This window comes from Zunongwangia endophytica (assembly GCF_030409505.1).
Taxonomy (GTDB): Bacteria; Bacteroidota; Bacteroidia; order Flavobacteriales; family Flavobacteriaceae; genus Zunongwangia; species Zunongwangia endophytica.
The window spans coordinates 3,631,040-3,654,315 of sequence record NZ_JAUFPZ010000002.1; the positions used below are offsets into that span (position 1 = coordinate 3,631,040).

14 protein-coding genes are annotated in these 23,276 nt (G+C 36.1%); 10 read left to right on the plus strand and 4 right to left on the minus strand.

Annotated elements, in window-relative coordinates; translation table 11 throughout:
• Positions 1–92: 92 nt before the first annotated feature.
• From QWY91_RS15855 to QWY91_RS15885, 7 genes are all read left to right on the plus strand, one after another.
• Positions 93–3,830, plus strand: coding sequence for an efflux RND transporter permease subunit (locus tag QWY91_RS15855; RefSeq protein WP_290236475.1), 3,738 nt, complete (start codon positions 93–95; stop codon positions 3,828–3,830).
• A gap of 272 nt (positions 3,831–4,102) precedes the next feature.
• Complete coding sequence (locus QWY91_RS15860) at positions 4,103–5,329, plus strand: TolC family protein (protein ID WP_290236476.1); 1,227 nt, start codon at positions 4,103–4,105, stop codon at positions 5,327–5,329.
• Positions 5,330–5,561: 232 nt separating this feature from the next.
• The gene (locus QWY91_RS15865; RefSeq protein WP_290236477.1) at positions 5,562–7,274 is read left to right on the plus strand and encodes an efflux RND transporter periplasmic adaptor subunit; all 1,713 of its coding nucleotides are present in this window, start codon (positions 5,562–5,564) and stop codon (positions 7,272–7,274) included.
• A 109-nt stretch (positions 7,275–7,383) separates the two neighbouring features.
• Complete coding sequence (locus QWY91_RS15870; protein WP_290236478.1) at positions 7,384–7,926, plus strand: DUF3347 domain-containing protein; 543 nt, start codon at positions 7,384–7,386, stop codon at positions 7,924–7,926.
• Positions 7,927–8,115: 189 nt separating this feature from the next.
• A complete protein-coding gene (locus QWY91_RS15875) occupies positions 8,116–8,679 on the plus strand; it encodes a helix-turn-helix transcriptional regulator (protein ID WP_290236479.1) in 564 nt (187 codons plus the stop codon).
• Between the two features lie 224 nt (positions 8,680–8,903).
• Positions 8,904–11,882 (plus strand): heavy metal translocating P-type ATPase, encoded by a 2,979-nt coding sequence (locus tag QWY91_RS15880; protein ID WP_290236480.1) that lies wholly within the window; start codon positions 8,904–8,906, stop codon positions 11,880–11,882.
• A gap of 28 nt (positions 11,883–11,910) precedes the next feature.
• Positions 11,911–13,134: a permease gene (locus QWY91_RS15885; protein WP_290236481.1), complete on the plus strand. Its 1,224-nt coding sequence runs from the start codon at positions 11,911–11,913 to the stop codon at positions 13,132–13,134.
• Between the two features lie 83 nt (positions 13,135–13,217).
• On the opposite strand, the gene QWY91_RS15890 is transcribed toward QWY91_RS15885, so the two are convergent.
• The 3 genes from QWY91_RS15890 to lysS form a co-directional block, all read right to left on the minus strand.
• Positions 13,218–13,634 carry a hypothetical protein gene (locus QWY91_RS15890; RefSeq protein ID WP_290236482.1) on the minus strand — a complete coding sequence of 139 codons (417 nt, stop codon included), beginning with the start codon at positions 13,632–13,634 and terminating at the stop codon, positions 13,218–13,220.
• Positions 13,635–13,782: 148 nt separating this feature from the next.
• The gene (locus QWY91_RS15895) at positions 13,783–16,272 is read right to left on the minus strand and encodes a zinc-dependent metalloprotease (RefSeq protein ID WP_290236483.1); all 2,490 of its coding nucleotides are present in this window, start codon (positions 16,270–16,272) and stop codon (positions 13,783–13,785) included.
• A gap of 201 nt (positions 16,273–16,473) precedes the next feature.
• Positions 16,474–18,165, minus strand: coding sequence for a lysine--tRNA ligase (lysS, locus tag QWY91_RS15900; protein ID WP_290236484.1), 1,692 nt, complete (start codon positions 18,163–18,165; stop codon positions 16,474–16,476).
• Positions 18,166–18,317: 152 nt separating this feature from the next.
• On the opposite strand from lysS, the gene QWY91_RS15905 reads away from it, so the two are divergent.
• Both QWY91_RS15905 and lipB read left to right on the plus strand, forming a co-directional pair.
• On the plus strand, positions 18,318–18,476 hold the full coding sequence (locus QWY91_RS15905) for a YqaE/Pmp3 family membrane protein (RefSeq protein ID WP_290236485.1): 159 nt from the start codon (positions 18,318–18,320) through the stop codon (positions 18,474–18,476).
• The gene (gene lipB / locus QWY91_RS15910; RefSeq protein ID WP_290236486.1) at positions 18,473–19,186 is read left to right on the plus strand and encodes a lipoyl(octanoyl) transferase LipB; all 714 of its coding nucleotides are present in this window, start codon (positions 18,473–18,475) and stop codon (positions 19,184–19,186) included. The genes QWY91_RS15905 and lipB overlap by 4 nt, the downstream gene beginning before the upstream one ends.
• Here the strand turns inward: lipB and rnhB are convergent.
• Positions 19,155–19,784 (minus strand): ribonuclease HII, encoded by a 630-nt coding sequence (rnhB, locus tag QWY91_RS15915; protein ID WP_290236487.1) that lies wholly within the window; start codon positions 19,782–19,784, stop codon positions 19,155–19,157. The genes lipB and rnhB overlap by 32 nt on opposite strands.
• A gap of 352 nt (positions 19,785–20,136) precedes the next feature.
• Here rnhB and QWY91_RS15920 point away from each other — a divergent pair, with 352 nt between their 5' ends.
• A complete protein-coding gene (locus QWY91_RS15920) occupies positions 20,137–23,268 on the plus strand; it encodes a SusC/RagA family TonB-linked outer membrane protein (protein WP_290236488.1) in 3,132 nt (1,043 codons plus the stop codon).
• The last annotated feature ends 8 nt before the right edge of the window (positions 23,269–23,276 follow it).

Here is a 23,276-nt window from a genome sequence, read left to right on the forward strand (position 1 = left end):
AGAAATCGGAACATAGCTATGTTTCGATGATTTTGTTATGCCTTTTTTTTAGGCTGAGTTGATGTGTTTTTTAAGATCAAATATTTCTTTTTATGCTGAATAAAAGCATTAAATTTTTAATTGAAAATAAACTAGTTGCCGTTATCTTACTTATTGTTTTAGTAGGATGGGGAATGGTGAATGCACCTTTCCAATGGAGTCTAGGAGCGCTGCCGCACAATCCCGTAGCAGTAGATGCTATACCCGATCTTGGCGAAAATCAACAAATTGTTTTTACTAAGTGGGATGGACGATCGCCACAGGATATAGAAGATCAAATTACTTATCCATTAACAACTTCTTTGTTGGGAATACCTGGAGTTAAAACCATTCGAAGTTCTTCGATGTTTGGTTTTTCAAGTATCTATATCATTTTTGAAGAGGATGTAGAATTTTACTGGAGCCGAAGCCGAATTCTGGAAAAATTAAACTCTTTACCAAACGGATTGCTACCGGAAGAAGTTAGTCCCTCTTTAGGGCCAGATGCCACCGCTTTAGGCCAGATTTATTGGTATACTTTAGAAGGTCGCGATAAAGATGGAAATGTTACCGGCGGTTGGGATCTCCAGGAATTACGAAGTATTCAGGATTTTTATGTGAAATATGCTTTGTCTAGCGCTGGTGGTGTTTCAGAAGTTGCTTCGATTGGTGGTTATGTTCAGGAATATCAAATTGATGTGCAGCCTGAAAAAATGCGTCAATACAACATCAGTTTACAGGAGGTTGTAAAAGCGGTCAAAGAAAGTAATCGAGAAATTGGCGCACAAACTTTAGAAATTAATCAGGCAGAATATCTGGTACGTGGACTGGGATATGTAAAGTCTATCGAGGATATCGAAAATGCGGTAGTCTCTTCTAAAGATTTTGCAGCTTTAAAAGTAAGCGATATTGCCAAAGTATCTTTAGGCCCAGCAGCACGCCGAGGAATTCTAGATAAAGAAGGCGCCGAGGTGGTTGGCGGAGTAGTAGTTGCCAGAAATGGCGCTAACCCAATGGAAGTTATCGAAAATGTAAAAGATAAAATTGCGTCAATAAGTGGTGGTTTACCTTCTAAAAAATTAGCCGATGGGACCACTTCACAGCTTACCATTGTTCCGTTTTATGATCGGTCGGAATTGATAAATGAAACCTTAGGCACCTTAAACGAGGCGCTAAGTTTAGAAATCTTAATCACGATTTTTGTTATTGTGATTATGGTTTTTAACCTGAGAGCTTCGATTCTTATTTCGGGATTACTTCCTGTAGCAGTTTTGATGGTTTTTATCGCCATGAAATTTTTTAATGTCGATGCCAATATTGTAGCACTTTCTGGGATTGCCATCGCAATTGGAACCATGGTCGATGTAGGCGTGATTCTTTCAGAAAATATTATTCGGCATATAGATGAAGATGAACAAAATTCACCGATAAATACGGTAGTTTATAATGCTACGACTGAAGTTTCTGGAGCAATTATTACTGCGGTTCTAACCACAATTATAAGTTTTGTACCTGTATTTACTATGGTTGGTGCAGAGGGTAAATTATTCCGTCCACTGGCTTTCACAAAAACCATGGCGCTTACTGCTTCTATTATTGTTGCATTATTTTTAATTCCGCCTTTTGCTGCTAGTATTTTCAGAAAAAGAACAATCCGTAAAAACTTCAATTTAGGAATTCAGGCAATTTTGATCTTATTCGGAATTGCTGCTGTTTTTTATGGAATTTGGCTTGGTTTGGTTTTAATAGCTTTAGGTATTTCGGGAATATTAAAAGCAAAACGTTTTACTTCTGAAAAACAACATAATTGGATTGTTGTGGGTATTATTTCAACTTCTATCGTGTTGATGTTAGCGATATTTTGGAGACCACTTGGTTTGGAAACGGCTGTTTTTTGGAATGTAATTATGGTCGCGATACTATGTTTTGGTTTGCTATTCTTTTTTCAATTATTCCGAAGAAATTATACTCGAATCTTACATTGGGCATTGGCGAATAAAATTTTATTTCTAATTCTTCCAATTTCAATTATTAGTGCCGGTTTTGTAATAATGCGAAACACGGGGCAAGAATTTATGCCTTCGTTAAATGAAGGTTCATTTTTACTGATGCCAACTTCGATGCCACACGCCGGAGTTTCTGAAAACAAACGAATTTTACAGCAATTGGATATGGCGGTTGCTTATATTCCTGAAATTAAAACTGTGGTTGGAAAAGCCGGGAGAATCGAGTCTGCTTTAGATCCTGCACCTTTAAATATGTACGAGAATATTATTCAGTATAAATCAGAATTTATGCTGAATAAAAAAGGCGAGCGCCAACGCTACAAAATTGATGAAGGTGGCTTTTTTATACTGAAAAATAAAAAGCTAGCCATCGATGGAAGCAATCGGTTTACTGAAAGAGATATCCCAGATTCGATAAATTCAAGCTTTAAAATTAATCGAAAACAACTAATTCCCGATGATGATGGTGAGTATTTCAGGAATTGGCGTCCTTCAATACATTCGCCAGATGATATTTGGAACGAGATTTCATCAGCTACAAAATTACCGGGTATCACCTCAGCGCCAAAACTGCAACCTATAGAAACCAGATTGGTAATGCTTCAAACCGGAATGCGCGCTCCAATGGGAATTAAAGTTAAAGGACAAGATTTGGCGGAAATAGAATCTTTTGGAATGAAGCTGGAAGAAATTTTAAAAGAAGCTGAAGGAGTAAACAAAGAAGCCGTGTTTGCCGATCGAATTGTAGGGAAACCTTATTTGCTAATTGATATTAAACGAGATCGATTAGCGAGATACGGAATTTCGGTGAGCGATGTGCAGGATGTTTTAGAAGTGGCAGTTGGCGGAAAAATGCTAAGCCAAACGGTTGAAGGGCGAGAGCGCTATTCCATTAGAGTACGTTATCCAAGAGAACTTCGCGATTCTCCAGAAGATTTAAAGAGTATTTATGTTCCGCTAGAAGGAGGAAAGCCTGTTCCGCTAAATGAGCTGGTAGAAATACGTTACGAAAAAGGCCCGCAAGTGATTAAAAGTGAAGATACTTTTTTAATCGGCTATGTACTTTTTGATAAAATGGATGGTTTTGCTGAGGTTGATGTCGTGGAAAATGCACAGCAAAAAATTCAACAAAAAATAGACTCCGGAGCATTAAAAGTTCCGCAGGGAATCAATTATGAGTTTACCGGAAACTACGAAAATCAGCTTCGTGCAGCCAAAACACTTTCTATAGTAGTTCCGCTGGCTTTACTGATTATTTTTATGATTCTGTATTTTCAGTTTAAATCGGTTTCCACCTCTTTTATTGTTTTTACCGGAATAGCCGTAGCCTTTGGTGGCGGTTTTATAATGATTTGGCTTTACGGACAAGAATGGTTTTTAAATTTTAGTCTGTTTGGCGAAAATCTTAGAGACTTATTCCAGATGCATACCATTAATTTAAGTGTTGCCGTTTGGGTTGGTTTTATTGCGCTCTTCGGAATTGCAACCGATGATGGTGTGGTGATGGCAACGTACCTTACTCAGACTTTCAGTAAAAACGAACCAGAGAATATCAAAGCAATTCGAGCTTCTGTGGTGGAAGCCGGAGAGAAACGAATACGGCCATGCTTAATGACAACAGCAACGACAATTTTAGCATTGTTGCCGGTTTTAACGAGTACAGGTCGCGGTAGTGATATTATGATCCCTATGGCGATACCAAGTTTTGGCGGAATGCTAATCGCGTTAATCACACTTTTTGTAGTCCCGGTGTTGTTTTGCTGGAAGAAAGAGATGGTGTTGAAGAGAAGAGAATTGAGTAGTTAGAAGCTAGATTTTAGATAATAGACAAGAGATAAAAGAAACAGGATTCAATATTTTGAATGCTAAATGTTGAATTTAGAAAATAAAATATGAACGTCATGCTGAACTTGATTCAGCATCTCATAACGTTGTGGATGAGATTCCGGATCGAGTCCGGAATGACGAAAGATTGTAAAGATTTTGATTGAAGTAAGGGAATAAAATATTTTAAATACTGATTAAAAAAGCTGATAGCTGAAAGCTCAAAAATTAAAAACTGTAAACCGTGAACTATAATGTTAACTAAAAAAACATATAAAATACTACCTATTTGGATGATGCTGCTGTTTTCTTTTGCAACGGAAGCCCAACAATTAGAGGCTTATATTCAGGAAGCTCAGGAGAGTAATCCTATGGTCGAGGCGATCCGAGCTAAATATGATATTTCTAAAGAGCAGATCAATGCTGTAAATTCGTTGCCAAATACCGAATTTTCTGCAGGATATTTTGTTAGCGAACCAGAAACCAGAACGGGTCCACAGCAAGCAAAATTTTCAGTAAAGCAAATGCTTCCTTGGTTCGGAACGATTTCAGCGAAGCAGCATTATGCTAGTTCTCTTGCAGAAGAGGATCAAATTGAAGTTGAAACCGCATTACGAAAACTAAGATTGTCGGTTTCTAGTGCCTATTTTCAGTTATATGAATGGCAAAAAAAAATTGAAGTTGTACAGGAAAATATTGATTTGTTGCGAGTTTATGAAGAATTGGCTTTAAACGGAGTAGAAGTGGGAAAAGCAGGAGCCGTTGATATACTAAAACTTCAGATGCAGCAAAATAAATTAAAAGATCAGTTAATCAATCTTCAAAATAATTTGAATGCTGAAAAAGTAGCGTTTAATCGTCTGCTAAATAAAGAAAATAATGCTTCCGTAGCAATAATCGATACGCTATTGTTACCTGGGGAAGAAGCGAAGTTTTCAGCTATAAAAATACATCCGGAATTATCCAAACTCGATAAAACTTTGGAAAGTATAGATTTTGCTGAAGCTATTAATCAAAAGGAAGCTGCCCCTCAATTTGGTTTGGGTTTAGATTATATTAATGTGGGAACGCGTACCGATATGGCGATTCCGGATAACGGAAAAGATATTGTAATGCCGATGATTTCTTTTTCTGTGCCAATTTTCAATCATAAATATTCTTCGGTTACAGCTCAAAATAAACTTCGTAAAAAGCAAGTTTCAGCTACTAAAAATCAAAGACTAAATGAATTGGAAAGTAGGTTATCTAAAGCTTTAGAAAATCGGAATTCGGCTCGAAATTCAGTAGAAATTCAGCTTCGTAATATAGAGTTAACCAAAGATGCTGAAGCTATTTTAATGCGCAGTTACGAAAGCGAAACTTTAGATTTTCGAGATGTTTTGGATATTCAAGAAATGCGATTGGAATATCAAATGAAATTGGCCGAAGCGGTAAGTGATTATTTTAAGCAAGCTGCGATGGTGGAGTATTTAGTAGATTAGAAATGAGTATTGAGTATTTAGAATAGAGAGTATAGAATTTAGAAAATGAGATCCCGGATCAAGTCCGGGATGACTTAGAAGACATTAGCGAATGCTAAGCACATAAGAAAAAGTCCGGTCGTCATGCTGAACTTGATTCAGCATCTCATTGGATTGAACAAGTGAAAATAATATTCAGGATTAATTATGATGATTATCGATACTGAATGGAGATCGGAATAAAAAACAACAGATGAAAAAAACAGTTATATATACAAGTTTAGCTTTAATAATCGGACTCTTTATTGGGTATATGGTCTTTAGTGGAAATGTAGATTCTCAGCAGGAAACTCATACGGAGCATAACGATAAAGTTGAAAGCGAAGAAACGAAATGGACCTGCGCAATGCATCCGCAAATTATACAATCTGAACCAGGAGATTGCCCGATATGTGGAATGGAGTTGATTCCTGCCGATCAAAATAGTACCGATATTGCTGGATTTACCATGACTGAAAATGCAATGAAATTGGCCAATATTCAGACTACTGTTGTAGGAATTTCTAGTAGAAATAAAGTAGTTAAATTATCGGGAGTATTAGAAGCTAATGAAGAATCGAATGCTATACAAGCTTCCTACTTTTCAGGACGTATAGAGCAGCTTTTTATAAATACTACCGGAGAAGAAATCCAAAAAGGGCAAATGTTAGCTACTATTTATTCTCCTGAATTAGTTGCCGCGCAACAGGAACTGCTAACGGCTTTACGATTAAAAGAGTCTCAGCCAAAATTATACATGGCAGTACGTAATAAATTAAAAAATTGGAAACTGAGTGATTCGCAAATAAATTCGATTGAAGAAAATGGGAAAGTAAAAGAGAATTTCCCTGTTTTTGCAACAAATTCTGGAACAGTGACGGAGAAAATGGTAAGCCAAGGGGATTATGTAGATCGAGGTCAGCCATTATTTAAAATAGCAAATCTTACTAAAGTTTGGGCGATTTTGGATGCTTACGAGCAGCAATTATCAAATTTAAAAGAGGAGCAAAAACTTCAAATTTCGGTTAATGCATTCGCCGATCAAAACTTTAGCGGTACTATAGATTTTATTAATCCTGTTTTGGATAATTCAGCCAGAACAACGAAGGTACGTGTTGTTTTAGAAAATCCTGAAGGTAAATTAAAACCGGGAATGTTTGTAGAAGCAGAGGTTGATTTGGAGGCGGCAGAAGATGATAAAATAAGTGTGCCAAAATCTGCAGTAATGTGGACGGGAGAGCGCTCTGTAGTCTATTTAAAATCCGATGCTAATTCTCCTCAGTTTGAAATGAAAGAAGTGAAATTAGGTAGCGAAATTGCCGATTCTTACCAAATTCTTGAAGGTTTGGAAAAAGGCGATGAGGTGGTAACTAACGGAACTTTTACCGTGGATGCCGCAGCGCAATTGCAAGGAAAGAAATCGATGATGAGTCGGAATCCGACTGATAATAATAGCAATGCAGAGGTAATGGAAATGGATTTATCAAAAAGTTTTCAGTTAGCACTAAAACCGGTGATTCAGGATTATTTACAATTGAAGGATGATCTGGTAGCTAGCGATGCTACTTCAACAAGGCAGGCAGCGAAAAAAACTTCAGCAAAAATCAACAATATCGATACGGCGGAATTGAATAAAATATTGTCTTCTTATGTTAAAGCTATTCAGGATAAATTTAAAGCGATAAGTGTTTCAAAAGATATTGCGACGCAACGAGAGCATTTTATTGCGCTTTCACAAAATATGATTGCGCTGGTATCGAATTTCGATGAAATCGACGAGATTTATATTCAGCGCTGCCCAATGGCGAACAACAATCTTGGTGCTACCTGGCTTAGTAGAAATAAGGAAATTAAAAATCCATATTTTGGCTCGCAAATGTTAGGATGCGGAGAAACGATTAGAATTTTACCAAATAAGGATAAATAGTATGACGTCACCCTGAACTTGTTTCAGGGTTCCCATAATGATGAGATTCCGGATCAAGTCCTGAATGAAGCAAAATAATGTTCGAAATTAAATTTAATAATAAAGAATTATGAAACGTATACCTAGAAATCTATTTTTTATCGCTTTTTCAGCTGGAATTATAAGCTTTACCAGCTGTAAGGAAAACAAAGAATCTGCTACTGATGCTACGCAGGAAGATGTAAAAATGACTCAGGATGATAATGCTAAAACGATAGTCCAAAATGCTAAATTTAATGATGAAAAAGTAGCTTCAGAATACGCTGCTTATTTACAATTGAAAGATGCTTTGGTGGCTACCGATGCAAATGCTGCGAAAAAGGCAGCCAAGAAAATGACCGGTTTCGAGAATGCTGAAATTGCTGAATTAGCGACTAAAATTTCAGAAGAGACGGCTATAGAAGCACAACGAAAAGTATTTTCTGAATTAACGGTTTTGATAGAACCGGTGCTCGAAAATGCTATTGCTTCCGGAGAAATTTATAAGCAGTTTTGCCCAATGGCTTTCGACGGAAAAGGAGCATCTTGGTTTGCAGCTTCCGAAGAAATTAATAATCCGTATTTTGGAGATAAAATGTTGCATTGCGGTAGAGTAGAAAAAACTATTCAGTAAAAAAGCGTCCGCGATTAATTATAAATGTCGTCACCCTGAACTTGATTCAGGGTTTCATAACATTAATTTTTTTTCGCATTTGTATGAGATTCCGGATCAAGTCCGGAATGACGAAAAAAGTAAGTATATAAATTAAGCATCATTCTCTCGTTCATATATTGAGCGAGAGATCTTTTTAAAATTAGAGTTTTGGCAGATAACGCGATTCCTATTAAAAATATAGTTTGTGGCCGTTGCATCGCGACGGTAGAAGCTATTTTGTCTAAACTCGATATTCCGTATAAAGAAGTGAGTTTAGGGGAAGCGATTTTAGAAAGAGATCTTTCTGCAGCAGAACAAAATGAGTTGTCTTCGGAATTGGAAAAAGTAGGTTTTCAGCTTTTACAATCTAAGAATGAACGTATCATCAATCATATAAAATCTGTTTTGATTAATGAGATTTCAAATAGTACCGATCAAAAGAAATTATCAGAAATCTTAAGTGCAGAGCTTCATCACGATTATAGTTTTATTACCAATTTATTTACTGCGGAAGAAGGACAAAGCATCCAGTCGTATTTCAATAAACTAAAGATTGAAAAAGCCAAAGAACTTTTAGAATATGATGAATTGAGTATTGCTGAAGTTGCCGATCAACTTGGTTTTTCTACTGCGGCTTATTTATCGACTTCCTTTAAAAAACAAACCGGGATTACTCCTTCAGCCTACAAAAAAAAGCAACTAAAAGGTCGAAAAGGCTTAGATTCTGTTTAGTTGTTTGTAATCATTTCACCACATACTTACTTCACTAATTATTAAGCAAAGCATATCATGCTATTTGATAATTAAATCTTCTAGTCGCTTTAAAATTGAAATAACTTACCATAATTTCAAAAGAGAATTTATTAGGACTATTTTACTTTTGTGTATTAGAATACTATTTAGATTGAACTAAAAAAGGACGGAAGTCTGTAATTCAGAATTTCAAGTCTATAATTATGAAGCATACTTGTACTATAAGCGGAATGAGTTGCCAGGGATGCAAATCTCATGTAACCAAAGCGCTTGAAAATATTCCGGAAGTAACAAAAGTTGAGGTAAATCTTGAAAAAGGTATTGCTGAAATTTCTATGAAAGATAATGTTGAACTTGAAAAGTTTCAGCATGCTTTAAAGAATGCAGGTGGAAATTATCAAATATCGATTCCTACTGAAAACAATACTTCCGAAGAGAAACTAATGACGCATTCTTATACAATAAGCGGAATGTCTTGTAATGGTTGTCGCTCTCATGTAGAAAAAACTTTAAATGAAGTAGAAGGAGTCGAAAATGCCAAAGTGAATCTTGAAAAAGGTATTGCCGAAATTTCTATGAAAGATCATATTGAACTTGAAAAATTTCAGCAAGCTTTAGAAAATGCCGGTGGAAATTATCAAATATCGATTCCTACTGGAAAAAATACTTCCGAAGAAAAACTAATGACACATAATTATCATGTAAGCGGAATGTCTTGCAATGGTTGTCGCTCTCATGTAGAAAAAACTTTAAATGATGTTGAAGGAGTCGAAAATGCTGAAGTGAACCTTGAAAAAGCAGAAGCGACTATCAGTATGCATCATCATATCAAGATTGAAAAGTTTCAGGAAGCTTTAAAGAATGATGGTGGTGGATATGAAATTCATTCAGCAGATCATAAGCATCATCATTCAGAAAAAACTAAAAAGAAAAAGAAGCCTAAAGCTAAAGGAAATGGTAAGTGGTATTGCCCAATGCACTGCGAGGGAGATAAAATGTATGATGAGCCGAGAGATTGCCCCGTATGCGGAATGGATTTAGTGCAAGAGCAAATTTTAAGTGCTTCAAATACCACATATACCTGCCCAATGCATCCAGAGATCGAGGAAGATGAGCCTGGGGATTGCCCAATTTGCGGTATGGATCTGGTTGCTAAAGATCCTGAACCCGATGCGCAAAATTCAACTTATTTAAAACTGCGTAAAAAGTTTTGGCTTTCTATAGCCTTTGCGTTGCCGATTTTTCTCATTGCAATGTCTGATATGCTAAATGAGAATCCGCTTTACCAAATTATGGATTTACAATATTGGAATTGGGTGCAATTTGGATTATCGATCCCGGTAGTATTTTATACCGCCTGGATGTTTTTTGAACGCGCCTGGAAATCTATAGTGAAATGGAATTTAAACATGTTTACACTGGTAGGAATCGGTTCTGGGATAGCTTGGGTTTTTAGTGTGTTAGGATTATTATTTCCAGATATTTTTCCCGATCAGTTTAAAACGGAAGCGGGAACGGTGCATGTTTATTTTGAAGCCGCTACGGTAATTTTAACTTTGGTACTATTAGGCCAAATGTTAGAAGCCCGAGCACACGATCGTACCAATTCGGCTATAAAAGAATTACTGAAACTGGCGCCCAATAAAGCGACTAGAATTAAAGATGGAAAAGAAGAAGTTGTAGCGATTGATGAGATTGAGGAAGGTGATATTTTAAAAGTAAAACCCGGAGAAAAAATCCCGGTAGACGGAATAATTAAAGAAGGAAAATCTTCTATTGATGAAAGTATGATTACCGGAGAACCTGTTCCTGTAGAGAAATCTGCTGAAGATAAAATAACTTCAGGAACTATAAACGGGAATTCTTCTTTCACGATGATTGCCGAGCAAGTGGGCGATGAAACCTTGCTTTCGCAAATTATCCAGATGGTAAACGATGCTAGTAGATCGCAAGCTCCAATTCAACGTTTAGCCGATAAAATTTCAGGGTATTTCGTGCCGATTGTGGTATTAATTTCGGTTATCACTTTTGTGATTTGGGCTATTGTTGGTCCGTCGCCATCGTATGTTTATGCTTTTGTAAATGCTATTGCGGTTCTAATTATTGCTTGCCCTTGTGCTTTAGGTTTAGCTACGCCAATGTCGGTTATGGTAGGAATAGGGAAAGGAGCGCAAAATGGAGTATTGATTAAAAATGCTCAGGCTTTGGAGCAGATGAATCAGATTGATATACTAATTATCGATAAAACCGGAACCATTACAGAGGGTAAACCTTCCGTAGAAAAAATAGTGAGTGTTGGGGATTATTCAGAAGATGAGATTGCACAATTTATCGCTGCTTTAAATAGCCATAGCGAACATCCATTAGCTTCAGCAACGATAAAATATGCTAAAGAGAAGGAAATTAAAATTGAAGAAGCTTCAAATTTCGATTCGATTACCGGAAAAGGCGTAATTGGAGAATTTCAGCAGAAAAAATTAGCGCTGGGAAATAAGGCGATTTTAGATGAAATGAGTATTAATACTTCAGAAAAAATAGATCGTCAAATTGAAGAATTTCAGCAACAAGGAAAAACGGTTTCTTATTTAAGTGTGGCAAATAAGGTTGAAGGCTTCGTAGTGATTTCAGACCCGATAAAGAAAACAAGTAAAGAGGCGCTTGCTAAGCTAAAAGAAGATGGCGTTGATGTTATTATGCTTACCGGCGATAACGAACGTACAGCCAAAGCAGTTGCCGATGAAATGGAAATTGATTTTAAAGCTGGAATGCTGCCACAGGATAAAATGAGAGAGGTTGAAAAACTTCAGCAACAAGGACGAAAAGTAGCTGCTGCGGGAGACGGAATTAACGATGCCCCAGCTTTAGCAAAAGCGGATATCGGAATTGCGATGGGAACCGGAACCGATGTTGCTATAGAAAGTGCAGAGATTACTTTGGTAAAAGGCGATTTAAAAGCGGTACTAAAAGCACGGAAACTAAGTGATAAAGTAATGGCGAATATTAAGCAAAATCTATTTTTTGCTTTGATTTATAACAGTATAGGCGTACCGATTGCTGCCGGAATTCTATATCCTTTCTTCGGAATTTTATTATCACCAATGATTGCTGCTTTGGCGATGAGTTTTAGTTCGGTTTCGGTAATTGCAAATGCGCTGAGGTTACGTGCTGCGAAACTTGATTAGAATAAGTAACATTTTAAAAAATTAATTTATGAATGATTTTTTAAGCAAATGGGGAGAAGCTGCAAATACCAGTCTGGGTTTTTTCTGGATGGCGTTATGGGCTTTTGCGCTGGGATATGTGATAAGTAGTTGTATTCAGGTTTTTGTAACCGAAAAACGGATGCAAAAAACAATGGGTGAAAATGAATCTAAGGGTGTCTTGCTGGGAACATTTTTCGGTTTTATAAGCAGCTCTTGTAGTTTCGCCGCTTTAGCTTCTACGAAGAGTTTGTTTAAAAAAGGAGCAAGTTTTGTTTCAAGTATCGCATTTTTACTGGCTTCGACTAATTTAGTGATAGAGCTGGGAATCATTATTTCAATATTCCTAGGATGGCAGTTTGTTGTAGGAGAATATTTAGGCGGAGTTTTACTCATCTTGATCAGTTGGTTGCTTATTCGTTTATTTCATCCTAAAGCACTTATTAAGAACGCCAGAGAAAGACTTCAAACTGATGAGGATGACGATAATGACGACCAGAAATCCTGGAAGAAAAGAATAAAAACTGAAAAAAGCTGGGCAAAGGTTTCTCAGCAATACGGAATGGAGTGGAAAATGGTGTGGAAAGATGTGACGCTTGGTTTTACTATTGCCGGGATTGTTGCAGCTTTTATTCCGGATTCCTTTTTTCAAACACTATTTATTAATAGCGGGCAGGGAAATACAAATTTTTCATTTTTGACGATCTTAGAACATATTATTGTTGGTCCTGTGGTTGCGTTTATAACGTTTATTGGTTCGATGGGTAATATTCCATTAGCCGCGCTGTTATTTGGTAAAGGAGTAAGTTTTGCCGGGGTCATTGCTTTTATTTTTAGTGATTTGGTAGTTTTTCCTGTTCTGAGAATAAACGCAAAATATTATGGTTGGAAAATGTCCTTTTTCATCTTAATGCTTTTATTTATTTCTTTAGTTGGAGCTTCTTTATTATTGCATTACGGATTTTTAAGTTTCGATTTAATTCCAGATCCTTCTAGCGTGCAGGTTCAAGATCAGACTTTTTTTAAAATAGATTATACCTTTTTTCTGAATATTGCTTTTTTGCTTATTTCAGGATATTTGATCTACTTAGGTTTCTTTAAAAGAACCGATGTAATGCAAATGAAAGAAATGGCGCCAAAAAGTAAATTGATGGAAAAAAGCCTAAAATATATTGCTTTTGTTTGTTACGCCTGGCTCGCTGGCGGGATGATCGTAAAATATTTTATTCAGTAATTAAGAAATAAAAAAAGAGAAGCTAAAAGCTTCTCTTTTTGCAATTAAACTAGAATAAATAGGAGTTATTTGGGGTTTACTCTTTACCTTTTTTGACGCTCTGCGAATGCCATTCTTTTTGTTGCTTTCCAAAGCTCATATTGCTCTTTACTCAAAATTTCCAGCATAGCTTGTTGAAATGCTATTTCTCTATCTAGACGCGCATTCATTTGCTCAAATGATTGCTCTCTAAGATTACTATTTTTAGCAGCTTCTTTTCTGTCTTCTTTTAGTTCATGCTTTTCTTCAGCGTGATTTACATATAATTTCTGAAATTCTTTTTGCTGGTGTTCGGTTAGATCTAGGTCTAATGTTAATCTTTTTGATTTCAGAATAGCTTTTTCTTCAGCAGTCATATTCATAGCTGCACGTTCCTTCATTTGCTTTCTACGACTTTCTTTCTGCTGCGCAAAAGAAGATATCGAAACAAGCATCATCATTAAAAAACATAATTTTTTCATCTTGAAGCGATTTAAAGTGAATTCCTTACTAAGACTGTTAAAATACTAAAAGGTTTAATTAAATCATCTGAAAACTTCACATAAAAAAACCTGCCTCGTGGGGGAGACAGGTTTAAATCTAATAAATCATATAGATTCTATGGATAGATTAGTCGTTAGGGTTTAGAATTTCATCTATTCGTTCTAATGCATCCTGAAGGTGATATCTAGTTAACGTATCTCCTGATCGGTACATAGAATTTCTTATTTGTCTTTGGAGTGTCTTTAATTCTCCTCTAACAATTGGTCGAATATCACTTTGCGCTACATTTACGTTAGTTCTACTAACCCAACGGCGATAAGCACTAGGAATCGCTGCCTGATCTTCGGTCATTAAATGTCCTAAACGATCGATATACGCTCTTTGTAAGTTTCTACGATATCTATCGATTTTTTTACCTGAATTTAATTCGTTCCAGATTCCAGAACGTAAGTCTTCCATCATGTCTAGAAGCGTATATGCTTCTTTCCCATTAACTTCTTCGTTTTCAAGTAAACGTTGCATTCTTCCGAAGTCAAGTACGTTAGAAAGTGTACTACTTTGCATACTTCTAATTCTTTCGATATTTCCGTCGAATTCGATTTTATTGAAAATGTCCTGATCGATTAACCAATTTGGAGTTTCAAACAATTGTTCTTGTAAAAAGTCCATTGCTCTTTCCTGTTTTTCTTTGGCAACATGCGTATAAACGGCACCTTCCTGGTCGTAGGTTTTAGAGTTCTCGTAAACACCACCAATATTAGCAGCTACGTGACCCATATAGCGATTTAGTTGGCTAAGCACCTGGCCATAAAGCTCGTCTAAGTCTTCGTAATCCTTACCATCTTCAGCAGTCCACTCTATTAATTTAGGAACAATACGCTTCAAGTTTTTGATACCGTATTCACTAGCAAGCATTGCGTCGTCACCAAGATCTTCTGTTTGAGAAGAAGGGTCTATTACTCCGCCACTTTGCTGACTTCCGAAGCGATATAAAGGATCACCTGCATGTTCTAAAATCCATTCATCTAAAACAGGCTTTTCTTCTCTACCTTCTTTTTCTGGAATAGGTTTATATCCCCACATAATCGCATACTTGTCGTAAGGACCAATATTTGGCATTAAAGCAACATCACCATCACCTGGCTGAGCTACATAATTGAAACGTGCATAATCCATAATTGATGGTGCAGTTCCATATTTTGCGGTGAATTCTGGATCACGTAAGTCTTCAACTGCATAAGCCGGGCTGCTACCCATATTGTGCGGAAGACCTAAAGTGTGACCAACTTCATGAGAAGAAACGAAACGAATTAAACGCCCCATTATTTCATCTTTAAATGCTACGCCACGAGCTTCCTCATTAATTGCAGCCGTTTGTACAAAATACCAGTTTCTAAGTAATGTCATTACATTATGGTACCAGTTGATATCAGACTCCAATATTTCTCCAGAACGTGGATCGCTTACGTGAGGACCATTCGCGTTAGGAATTGGTGAAGCTAAATAACGAACGGTTGAATAACGAACATCTTCTGGGCTCCAATCTGGATCTTCCTCTGGGGAAGGTGCCTCTTTAGCGATAATTGCATTTTTGAAACCGGCTTCTTCAAAAGCTACTTGCCAGTCTTCGATACCTTGCTTAATGTAAGGAACCCATTTTTTTGGCGTTGCACGGTCGATGTAATAAACGATTTGTTTTTTAGGTTCAACTAACTCACCGTTTTCAAACTTCTCCATGTCTTCCTCCTTAACCTCTAGTCTCCAACGGTCAAGATATTCAACAGTTTTACTCTTTTGTACGTCCAAACCATAATCGGTTTGGTTCGTTGTAAACCATCCTACACGCTCATCAAAGTAACGACGCTCCATTGGTTCTTCTGGCAAAAGAATCATAGAATTACTAAATTCTACCGAAATTGATCCTGTGCTAGAATTAGACGGAGGGTTACCCGCATTGTAGGTTTTTATATGTCGAACTTCGATATTTTCAGGATAACTTCTTATCGTATCTATAAAAGAACGGCTATCATCTAATCTCGAAACTTTATATTGTTTACGGTAGCGGTCACCTAGACCTAAAGCCTGTACATCTTTTTTGTAAAGATCGGTAACTTCGATAACAGTAGATTTGTTTATAGAATCTTTACCAATAGTTTCAACATCAAAAGAGCTTAAAATTGGCTCGAAGTTAGAGTTGACAACAGCCTCGTGAACAGGTAGCGAATCTGCAGCATAAATATCATAAGATACGACTCTTAGTAAAACCTGATCACCTTTCTTTTGCCAGCGGTGTACCTGTGTGTTTTGTTTACCACCACCAAATCCAATACCTGAGGCTGTTTTGGCGATTCTTGTTACAGTAAGCATTTCTCTATTAAAAAGGCTATCTGGAATCTCGTAGTAATACTTGTTTTTTACTTTGTGTACGGTAAAAAGACCTTTATCTGATTTTGCATCTTTAGTGATGACTTTTGCGTAAGGTTTTAATCCGTCTTTAGATTCTTCTTTTTGTGCATTAGCAGACTGATCTTTCTTGTTTTTCTGAAAAACAGCACAAGAGGCCATTAAAAAGGAAAGACCGACAGCACAAATCCTGATCGGTAATTTGTTAGTCATAAATTAGGTTTGATTTTTATTAAAGCTGAATAAATTTTTTAAGTGTGCTACACTGAAATATTCAACCTTGTTATTAGGACTCATTTTTCTTAAAAAGGTTTAAAACGAAGTTAAGGAAAATGGAAAACATGGCATTTTGTAATAAAAAAAGGCTACAAATTAATGTAGCCTTTCAGGTATAATTTTAAATAGAAGTAAGCCTTATACAACGCTTATCTTCATTTCTTCACCTTCCTTAAATACATTTATCATTTTATGTTTTCTAAGCGATTTTAGAGCTTTATCCCATTTTTTATTACTCAAGCCAGATTTCTCTTTAATAAGATCCATATTATGGTTTTCGTCATCTTTCAGTAATTGGTAAACTGCTTTTTCTTCTTCAGTAAGTTCAACCTGTTTTTTCTCCGGCTTCATTTGTGGGAAAAACAATACTTCCTGAATAGATTGATTATTGGTTAAAAACATAATTAAACGATCCATCCCAATTCCTAATCCAGATGTTGGAGGCATACCATATTCTAAAGCACGCAAGAAATCCTGATCGATAAATTCGGTTGCTTCATCATCACCTTTTTCAGCTAATCGCAATTGTTCTTCAAAGCGCTCACGCTGATCGATAGGATCGTTAAGTTCTGAATATGCATTAGCGATTTCTTTACCACAAACCATAAGCTCGAAACGCTCGGTTAATTCTGGATTTTCACGATGCGTTTTACAAAGTGGGCTCATTTCTTTTGGATAATCGGTAATAAAGGTTGGTTGGATGTAATTTCCTTCACATTTTTCACCAAAAATCTCATCGATAAGTTTCCCTTTACCCATGGTTTCATCTACCTCAATACCCATTTCTTTCGCAGCCTCGAATAATTCTGCTTCAGATTTACCGGTAATATCAAATCCTGTGAATTCGATAATAGCATCAGTCATGGTAACACGCTTATACGGTGCTTTAAAATCTACCTTATGTTTTCCGAAGGTAGCTTCTGTAGTTCCATTAACCGATGTTGCACAATGTTCTAATAGTTTTTCAGTAAAATCCATCATCCAGTTATAGTCTTTGTAGGCTACATAAATTTCCATTGCTGTAAATTCCGGATTGTGAGTTCTATCCATTCCTTCATTTCTGAAGTTTTTCGAGAACTCATAAACGCCATCAAAACCACCAACGATTAAACGCTTAAGATAAAGCTCGTTTGCAATTCTTAAATATAGCGGAATGTCTAGCGCATTATGATGGGTAATAAAAGGTCGAGCCGCAGCACCACCAGGAATCGACTGAAGAATTGGAGTTTCAACCTCGAAATATCCAGATTCGTTAAAGAAATTACGCATTGCCGTAAATAACTTGGTACGCTTTACAAAAATTTCTTTCACTTTAGGATTCACCGCTAGATCTGCGTAACGCTGACGGTAACGATGTTCTGGATCTGTGAATCCATCGTATGTATTTCCTTCTTTATCTGTTTTTGGTAAAGGCAATGGACGGATAGATTTGCTTAAAAGCTCAAAATCTTTAACCATTACAGTCATTTCACCAACTTGTGTTTTAAATAATTCTCCCTGGATACCTATAAAATCACCAATATCCAGCAGTTTCTTATATACATCATTGTACAAGCTTTTATCTTCTCCGGTACAAATTTCGTCACGATTAAAGTAAACCTGAATCTTACCTTTAGAGTCTTGTAATTCTGCGAAAGATGCTTTTCCCTGGATTCTTCGGGACATTAGTCTACCCGCGATAACAACTTTTTTACCTTCTTCGAAACTTGCCTTTATATCGGCAGAGGTGTGATCTAATGGAAATAAGTCGGCCGGATAAGGATTAATTCCTTTTTCTCTTAATGTAGCCAGTTTTTCTCTTCTTATGATTTCCTGTTCAGATAGCTGCATGATGTAATTTTAAATTTTAGCTTCTTCCTTTTTTAGGAAGCAGCTGCAAATATAATGACAATCAGAGTACCAACCAATGATCTATTTAAGATTAGCTATGAATCTGAAGCAGAAATTATATCTTTGTTTTTGTTTTAGATAAAATCGATTTTATGAGTATTTGGCGCGTAATTTTATCAATATTTTTTCCGCCCTTAGCGGTATTTGATAAGGGGTGCGGTTCTATTATTATAGTGCTGCTTTTAACCCTTTTAGGTTGGATTCCCGGAGTAATCGCTGCACTCATAATTTTAAATAATCCTAATAAATGATGACTGTGCAACAGAACAAGAAGATTGAAGTAAGGGAATTAGGGTTTAAAGATTACAAAGACACCTGGGACTACCAAGAACAGTTATTCAAGGAGATTTTGGAGCTGAAAGTTAAAAATAGGCGAGAAGGATCTCAAGAGGAAACGCCTAATTATCTACTTTCAGTAGAGCATCCCCATGTTTATACGTTGGGAAAAAGCGGAGATATTTCTAATCTTCTTATCAACGAAAAGCAATTAAAAGAAAAAGGCGCTACTTTTTATAAAATCAATCGGGGAGGAGATATAACCTATCATGGTCCCGGACAAATGGTGATTTATCCTATTTTGGATTTAGATAATTTTTTTACCGATATTCATAAATATTTAAGGTTGTTAGAAGAAGCAGTCATTCTTACTTTACAGGACTACGGAATAAAAGCAGAACGTAGTGAGGGAGAAACCGGAGTTTGGTTAGATGTGGGTACACCATTTGCGAGAAAAATATGTGCTATGGGTGTTCGAGCGAGTCGCTGGGTTACCATGCACGGTTTGGCATTAAATGTAAATGCAGATTTGGGGTATTTTGATAACATTGTTCCCTGCGGAATTAAAGAAAAAGCAGTAACATCTCTTAATGTTGAATTAGGTAAAGCCAGTATCGACATGGAGGTGCTGAAGCAAAAATTTCTTTCGTACTTTAAGGAATTGTTTGATGCGGAATTGAGTTAAAGTTCAATTCTAACTGCTCTGGCAAAAGTCTAAAGCTTTTACGATGGTATTTAGTTATACCGAATTTTCTTATCGCTTCGCGATGTTCCTTGGTTGGATATCCTTTATTTTGCTTCCAGTTATACATGGGGAATTCCTCATGAATTTTCTCCATATATTCATCTCTATAGGTTTTTGCTAAGATAGAAGCAGCAGCGATACTAAGATATTTATCATCTCCCTTAATAATACATTCGTGAGGAATATTATTGAATGGTTTAAATCTATTGCCATCTACAATGATGTGTTCCGGCAGCACTTTTAATTGCTCAATAGATTTATGCATAGCTAATATTGAAGCATTCAAAATATTGATTTCATCTATGGTCTCCATAAAGATATGTGACACTCCATAAGTGCTACTTTCATTTTCTACTATTTCTCTTAGCGAAGAACGGTTCTTTAAAGATAATTTTTTAGAATCCCTCAATATCTTATTTTTAAAAGATTCTGGTAGAATTACAGCAGCTGCAGTTACAGGCCCTGCTATACAACCTCTACCTGCTTCATCTGTTCCACATTCATATTCGCAATTTTTTAGATGTCTTTTCAGGAGCATTTTTAGGGTTGGATTTTTTAAATTATTCCAAAGTTCACAGCATGTATTCTGGATAATAATATATGTTTTATTCTAATACTAGTACTCTTAATCTCAAAACGATTCATCTTAAGATTAAAATATTGTTTTTTATGTTAAAATTACAATTTCGTTTTTCTTAAAGAAGCATTAAAAATTTCTGCGTTGTTTGAAGTATTCTCATTTAGAGACTAGTTGAACTATTTTTTACTAATGAAAGTTTTTATTTATGCTTAAACGTTTTACTTAAAAGTTATTTTCAAATTTTTCAGGATTTTGTTAAGCTCTAAATTCTTAGCATTTTTGCGACTTGCTAATTCAAATTTAACGAAAAATGAAGAAAAAATTACATGTTTGTTTAACACTAGTTTTGGTGTTATGCGGGCAACTTTTGTTCGCGCAACAAAAAACCGTTGCCGGAAAAATTTTGGACGAAAGTGGTCTTCCATTGCCCGGAGTAAATGTAATCGAGGATGGAACCTCAAATGGGACTCAGACCGACTTCGATGGGGAGTATAAAATTAGAGTAGAGACAGGTGCTACCTTAATTTTTAGTTATGTTGGGTTTGTCACTAAGAGAATCGTAGTGGGAACAGATGATGTTTATGATATAACGTTGAATACCGATTCCGCTGCTTTAGATGAGGTCCTCGTAGTTGCTTATGGTACAACCACGAAAGAATCGTTTACAGGTTCAGCAAGTACGATAAAGGCTGAGCAATTAGAACAGCGATCTCTTACTTCTCCATTATCTGCAATTGAAGGGAATTCTACCGGAGTTCAGTTTTTATCAGCATCCGGTCAGCCGGGTTCGTCACCAAATATCATTATTAGAGGTGTAGGTACTCTTAACGGAGATACAGATCCATTAATTATCGTTGATGGAGTTCAGTTCGAAGGCGCTTTGAATGCTTTGAATCAAAATGATATTGAATCTATGACCGTTTTGAAAGATGCGGCTTCTACATCACTTTACGGTTCTCGAGCTGCTAATGGTGTTGTTCTAATAACAACTAAAAATGGTAAAGGGAGTCAAGAATTACGTGTAAATGTAGACTCTCAAATAGGTGTTGTTAATCGTGCAATCTCGCTTTATGATAACGTAAACCCAGGAGAGTACTACGAACTTATGTGGCAAGGTTATAAAAATTCTTTAGATGTCGATAATCCTGAGGCTGAGGCTTCAGCAACGATTTTTAATCGTTTAGGATATAATCCTTTTAATGTACCTAATGATCAAATTGTTCAAGAAAATGGACAGCTTAATCCTGAGGCAGAAGTTATTGCAAAAGGTTTAGATTGGTACGAGCCTTTGGAAAGAACAGGAGAAAGAATGTTTAATTCAGTAGATGTTTCTGCTGGGGGCGAAGATCATAATGTATTTTTTTCTGTCTCTAATTTGAAAGAAGAAGGATATGTTGTGACTAGTGACTTTGAGAGAACTACTGCTCGAATCAAAGGGAATTTTACTCCTACAGATTGGTTAACATTGGGAGGTAATGTTAACATGGCACTTTCTGAATCGAACGGGCCGTCTTCTAGAGGTTCTTCTGTAGCAAATCCATTTGGCTTTGCGAAAAATATGGGTTCGATTTACCCAACTTACATAGTAGATCCGCAAACGGGTGATTACATTAGAGATTCAGCCGGAAATTTACAATTTGATAGGGGAGAAGGTTATGCTGACTACGGAATTCAATCACGACCAACGAATGTTGGTAGACATGCAATTGAAGAAGTTTTATTGAATAAAGATAAGACTGAGACTAATAATTATGGTGTAAGAATGAACGCAGGTATTCAAATTATAGATGGTTTGAAGCTGGATATCTTATATGGTCAGGATGTTAATGACTATAAAAACAAACGTTACGAGAATAACCTCGTCGGAGATGGGCAACCAGCGGGTAGATATAGAGAAACCAGATTTAGAAGAACAGTAGAAAACTTCAACCAAATCTTGAATTATAATAAATCTTTTGGAGACCATAGTTTTGATTTGACTTTAGGTCATGAAAGTTTTGATAGAACTTATTCTGAAGTATATGGTTTTAAAAATACACAGACAGCTGAAGGTATATATGAATTTGATAACTTCTCTACAATAGCGACTTTGGATGGTTACACCTCAGATAAAACGCTAGAAGGATATTTCTCTAGGCTTAACTATAATTTTGAAGAAAGATACTACTTAAGTGCATCTATTAGAAGAGACGGTTCTTCTGTTTTCGACGAAGATGTTAGATGGGGTAATTTTTACTCTATAGGTGGTGCATGGAGAATTGATCAGGAGGAATTTATGGACAATGTAGATGTTGTTAATAATTTAAAGCTTCGAGCTTCTTACGGTGAGGTAGGTAACGATGACCTTGATGATTATTATATTTCGCAACCAAGATATTCTTTGCTTCCAAATGCGGGTAGTCCAGGAATTTATTGGTCAGACTTAGGTAATAGCTCATTAACATGGGAAACTATAGAAAGTTATGATGTAGCAGTCGAATTTGGTCTTCTTGATTATAGATTGAGTGGATCTTTAGAGTATTATAGAAGAAATTCTTCAGATCTTTTATACAATGTACCTCTGCCAATATCTATGGGATTAAATGAAGGTCCAGATAATATTGGAGATATGTATAACGAAGGATTTGAATTAGGATTGGAAGGTATCTTAGTTGATAATGAGAATTTTAAATGGAATTTAGGTTTACAATTTTCTACTTATAAAAACAGAATTACGTCTTTACCAGATCCTTTTGTTACAGGGTCTAAGAGATGGATGGAAGGTAGATCCAGATATGATTTCTTTTTGTACGACTATGCAGGTGTAGATCCAGAAAATGGAGACGCACTTTACTATTCTTACGAAGAAGACGCTGAAACGGGAGAATACGTTCCGGTAATCAACGAAGAAGGGGAACATGTTACTTTAACAGATCCCACTGATGCTAATAGAACTTATGTTGGTGCAACCGCAATACCAGATTTAATAGGATCAATTAGAAATCAATTTAATTATAAAGGATTTGGTTTAAACTTCCTTTTTACCTACCAACTTGGTGGCGAAATATTGGATTATGGTTATGCCAATATGATGCATGAAGGTGCTTATGGTGAATCAATGCATCCAGACGCTTTAAATGCATGGAAAAATCCTGGTGATCAAACCAATGTTCCAAGGTTAGAAAATGGGAATACCAATTTATCACCATCTTTGTCGTCTAGATGGTTAACAGATGCTTCTTTCATTTCTTTACGTAATGTGAATTTATCATATAATTTCAATAGTGGATTTATTGATACTATAGGTGTTAAAAACTTACGCTTATTTGTGTCTGCCGAGAATTTATTTATGGTGTCCGAAAGAAAAGGACTTAATCCACAATACAATTTATCAGGAACTCCAAGCGGAAATGATTACAATCCGAGTAGAATTATTTCAGCTGGTTTAAATATTTCCTTTTAAGAATCTAA

What these genes read in the sequence shown, in the direction of transcription:
- QWY91_RS15865 (WP_290236477.1), top strand. Translation starts at nt 5,562, where the DNA reads ATGAAAAAAACAGTTATATATACAAGTTTAGCTTTAATAATCGGACTC.
- QWY91_RS15880 (WP_290236480.1), top strand. Translation starts at nt 8,904, where the DNA reads ATGAAGCATACTTGTACTATAAGCGGAATGAGTTGCCAGGGATGCAAA.
- QWY91_RS15895 (WP_290236483.1), bottom strand. Translation starts at nt 16,272, where the DNA reads ATGACTAACAAATTACCGATCAGGATTTGTGCTGTCGGTCTTTCCTTT.
- lysS (WP_290236484.1), bottom strand. Translation starts at nt 18,165, where the DNA reads ATGCAGCTATCTGAACAGGAAATCATAAGAAGAGAAAAACTGGCTACA.
- QWY91_RS15885 (WP_290236481.1), top strand. Translation starts at nt 11,911, where the DNA reads ATGAATGATTTTTTAAGCAAATGGGGAGAAGCTGCAAATACCAGTCTG.
- QWY91_RS15920 (WP_290236488.1), top strand. Translation starts at nt 20,137, where the DNA reads ATGAAGAAAAAATTACATGTTTGTTTAACACTAGTTTTGGTGTTATGC.
- lipB (WP_290236486.1), top strand. Translation starts at nt 18,473, where the DNA reads ATGATGACTGTGCAACAGAACAAGAAGATTGAAGTAAGGGAATTAGGG.
- QWY91_RS15905 (WP_290236485.1), top strand. Translation starts at nt 18,318, where the DNA reads ATGAGTATTTGGCGCGTAATTTTATCAATATTTTTTCCGCCCTTAGCG.
- QWY91_RS15890 (WP_290236482.1), bottom strand. Translation starts at nt 13,634, where the DNA reads ATGAAAAAATTATGTTTTTTAATGATGATGCTTGTTTCGATATCTTCT.
- QWY91_RS15870 (WP_290236478.1), top strand. Translation starts at nt 7,384, where the DNA reads ATGAAACGTATACCTAGAAATCTATTTTTTATCGCTTTTTCAGCTGGA.
- rnhB (WP_290236487.1), bottom strand. Translation starts at nt 19,784, where the DNA reads ATGCTCCTGAAAAGACATCTAAAAAATTGCGAATATGAATGTGGAACA.
- QWY91_RS15860 (WP_290236476.1), top strand. Translation starts at nt 4,103, where the DNA reads ATGTTAACTAAAAAAACATATAAAATACTACCTATTTGGATGATGCTG.
- QWY91_RS15855 (WP_290236475.1), top strand. Translation starts at nt 93, where the DNA reads ATGCTGAATAAAAGCATTAAATTTTTAATTGAAAATAAACTAGTTGCC.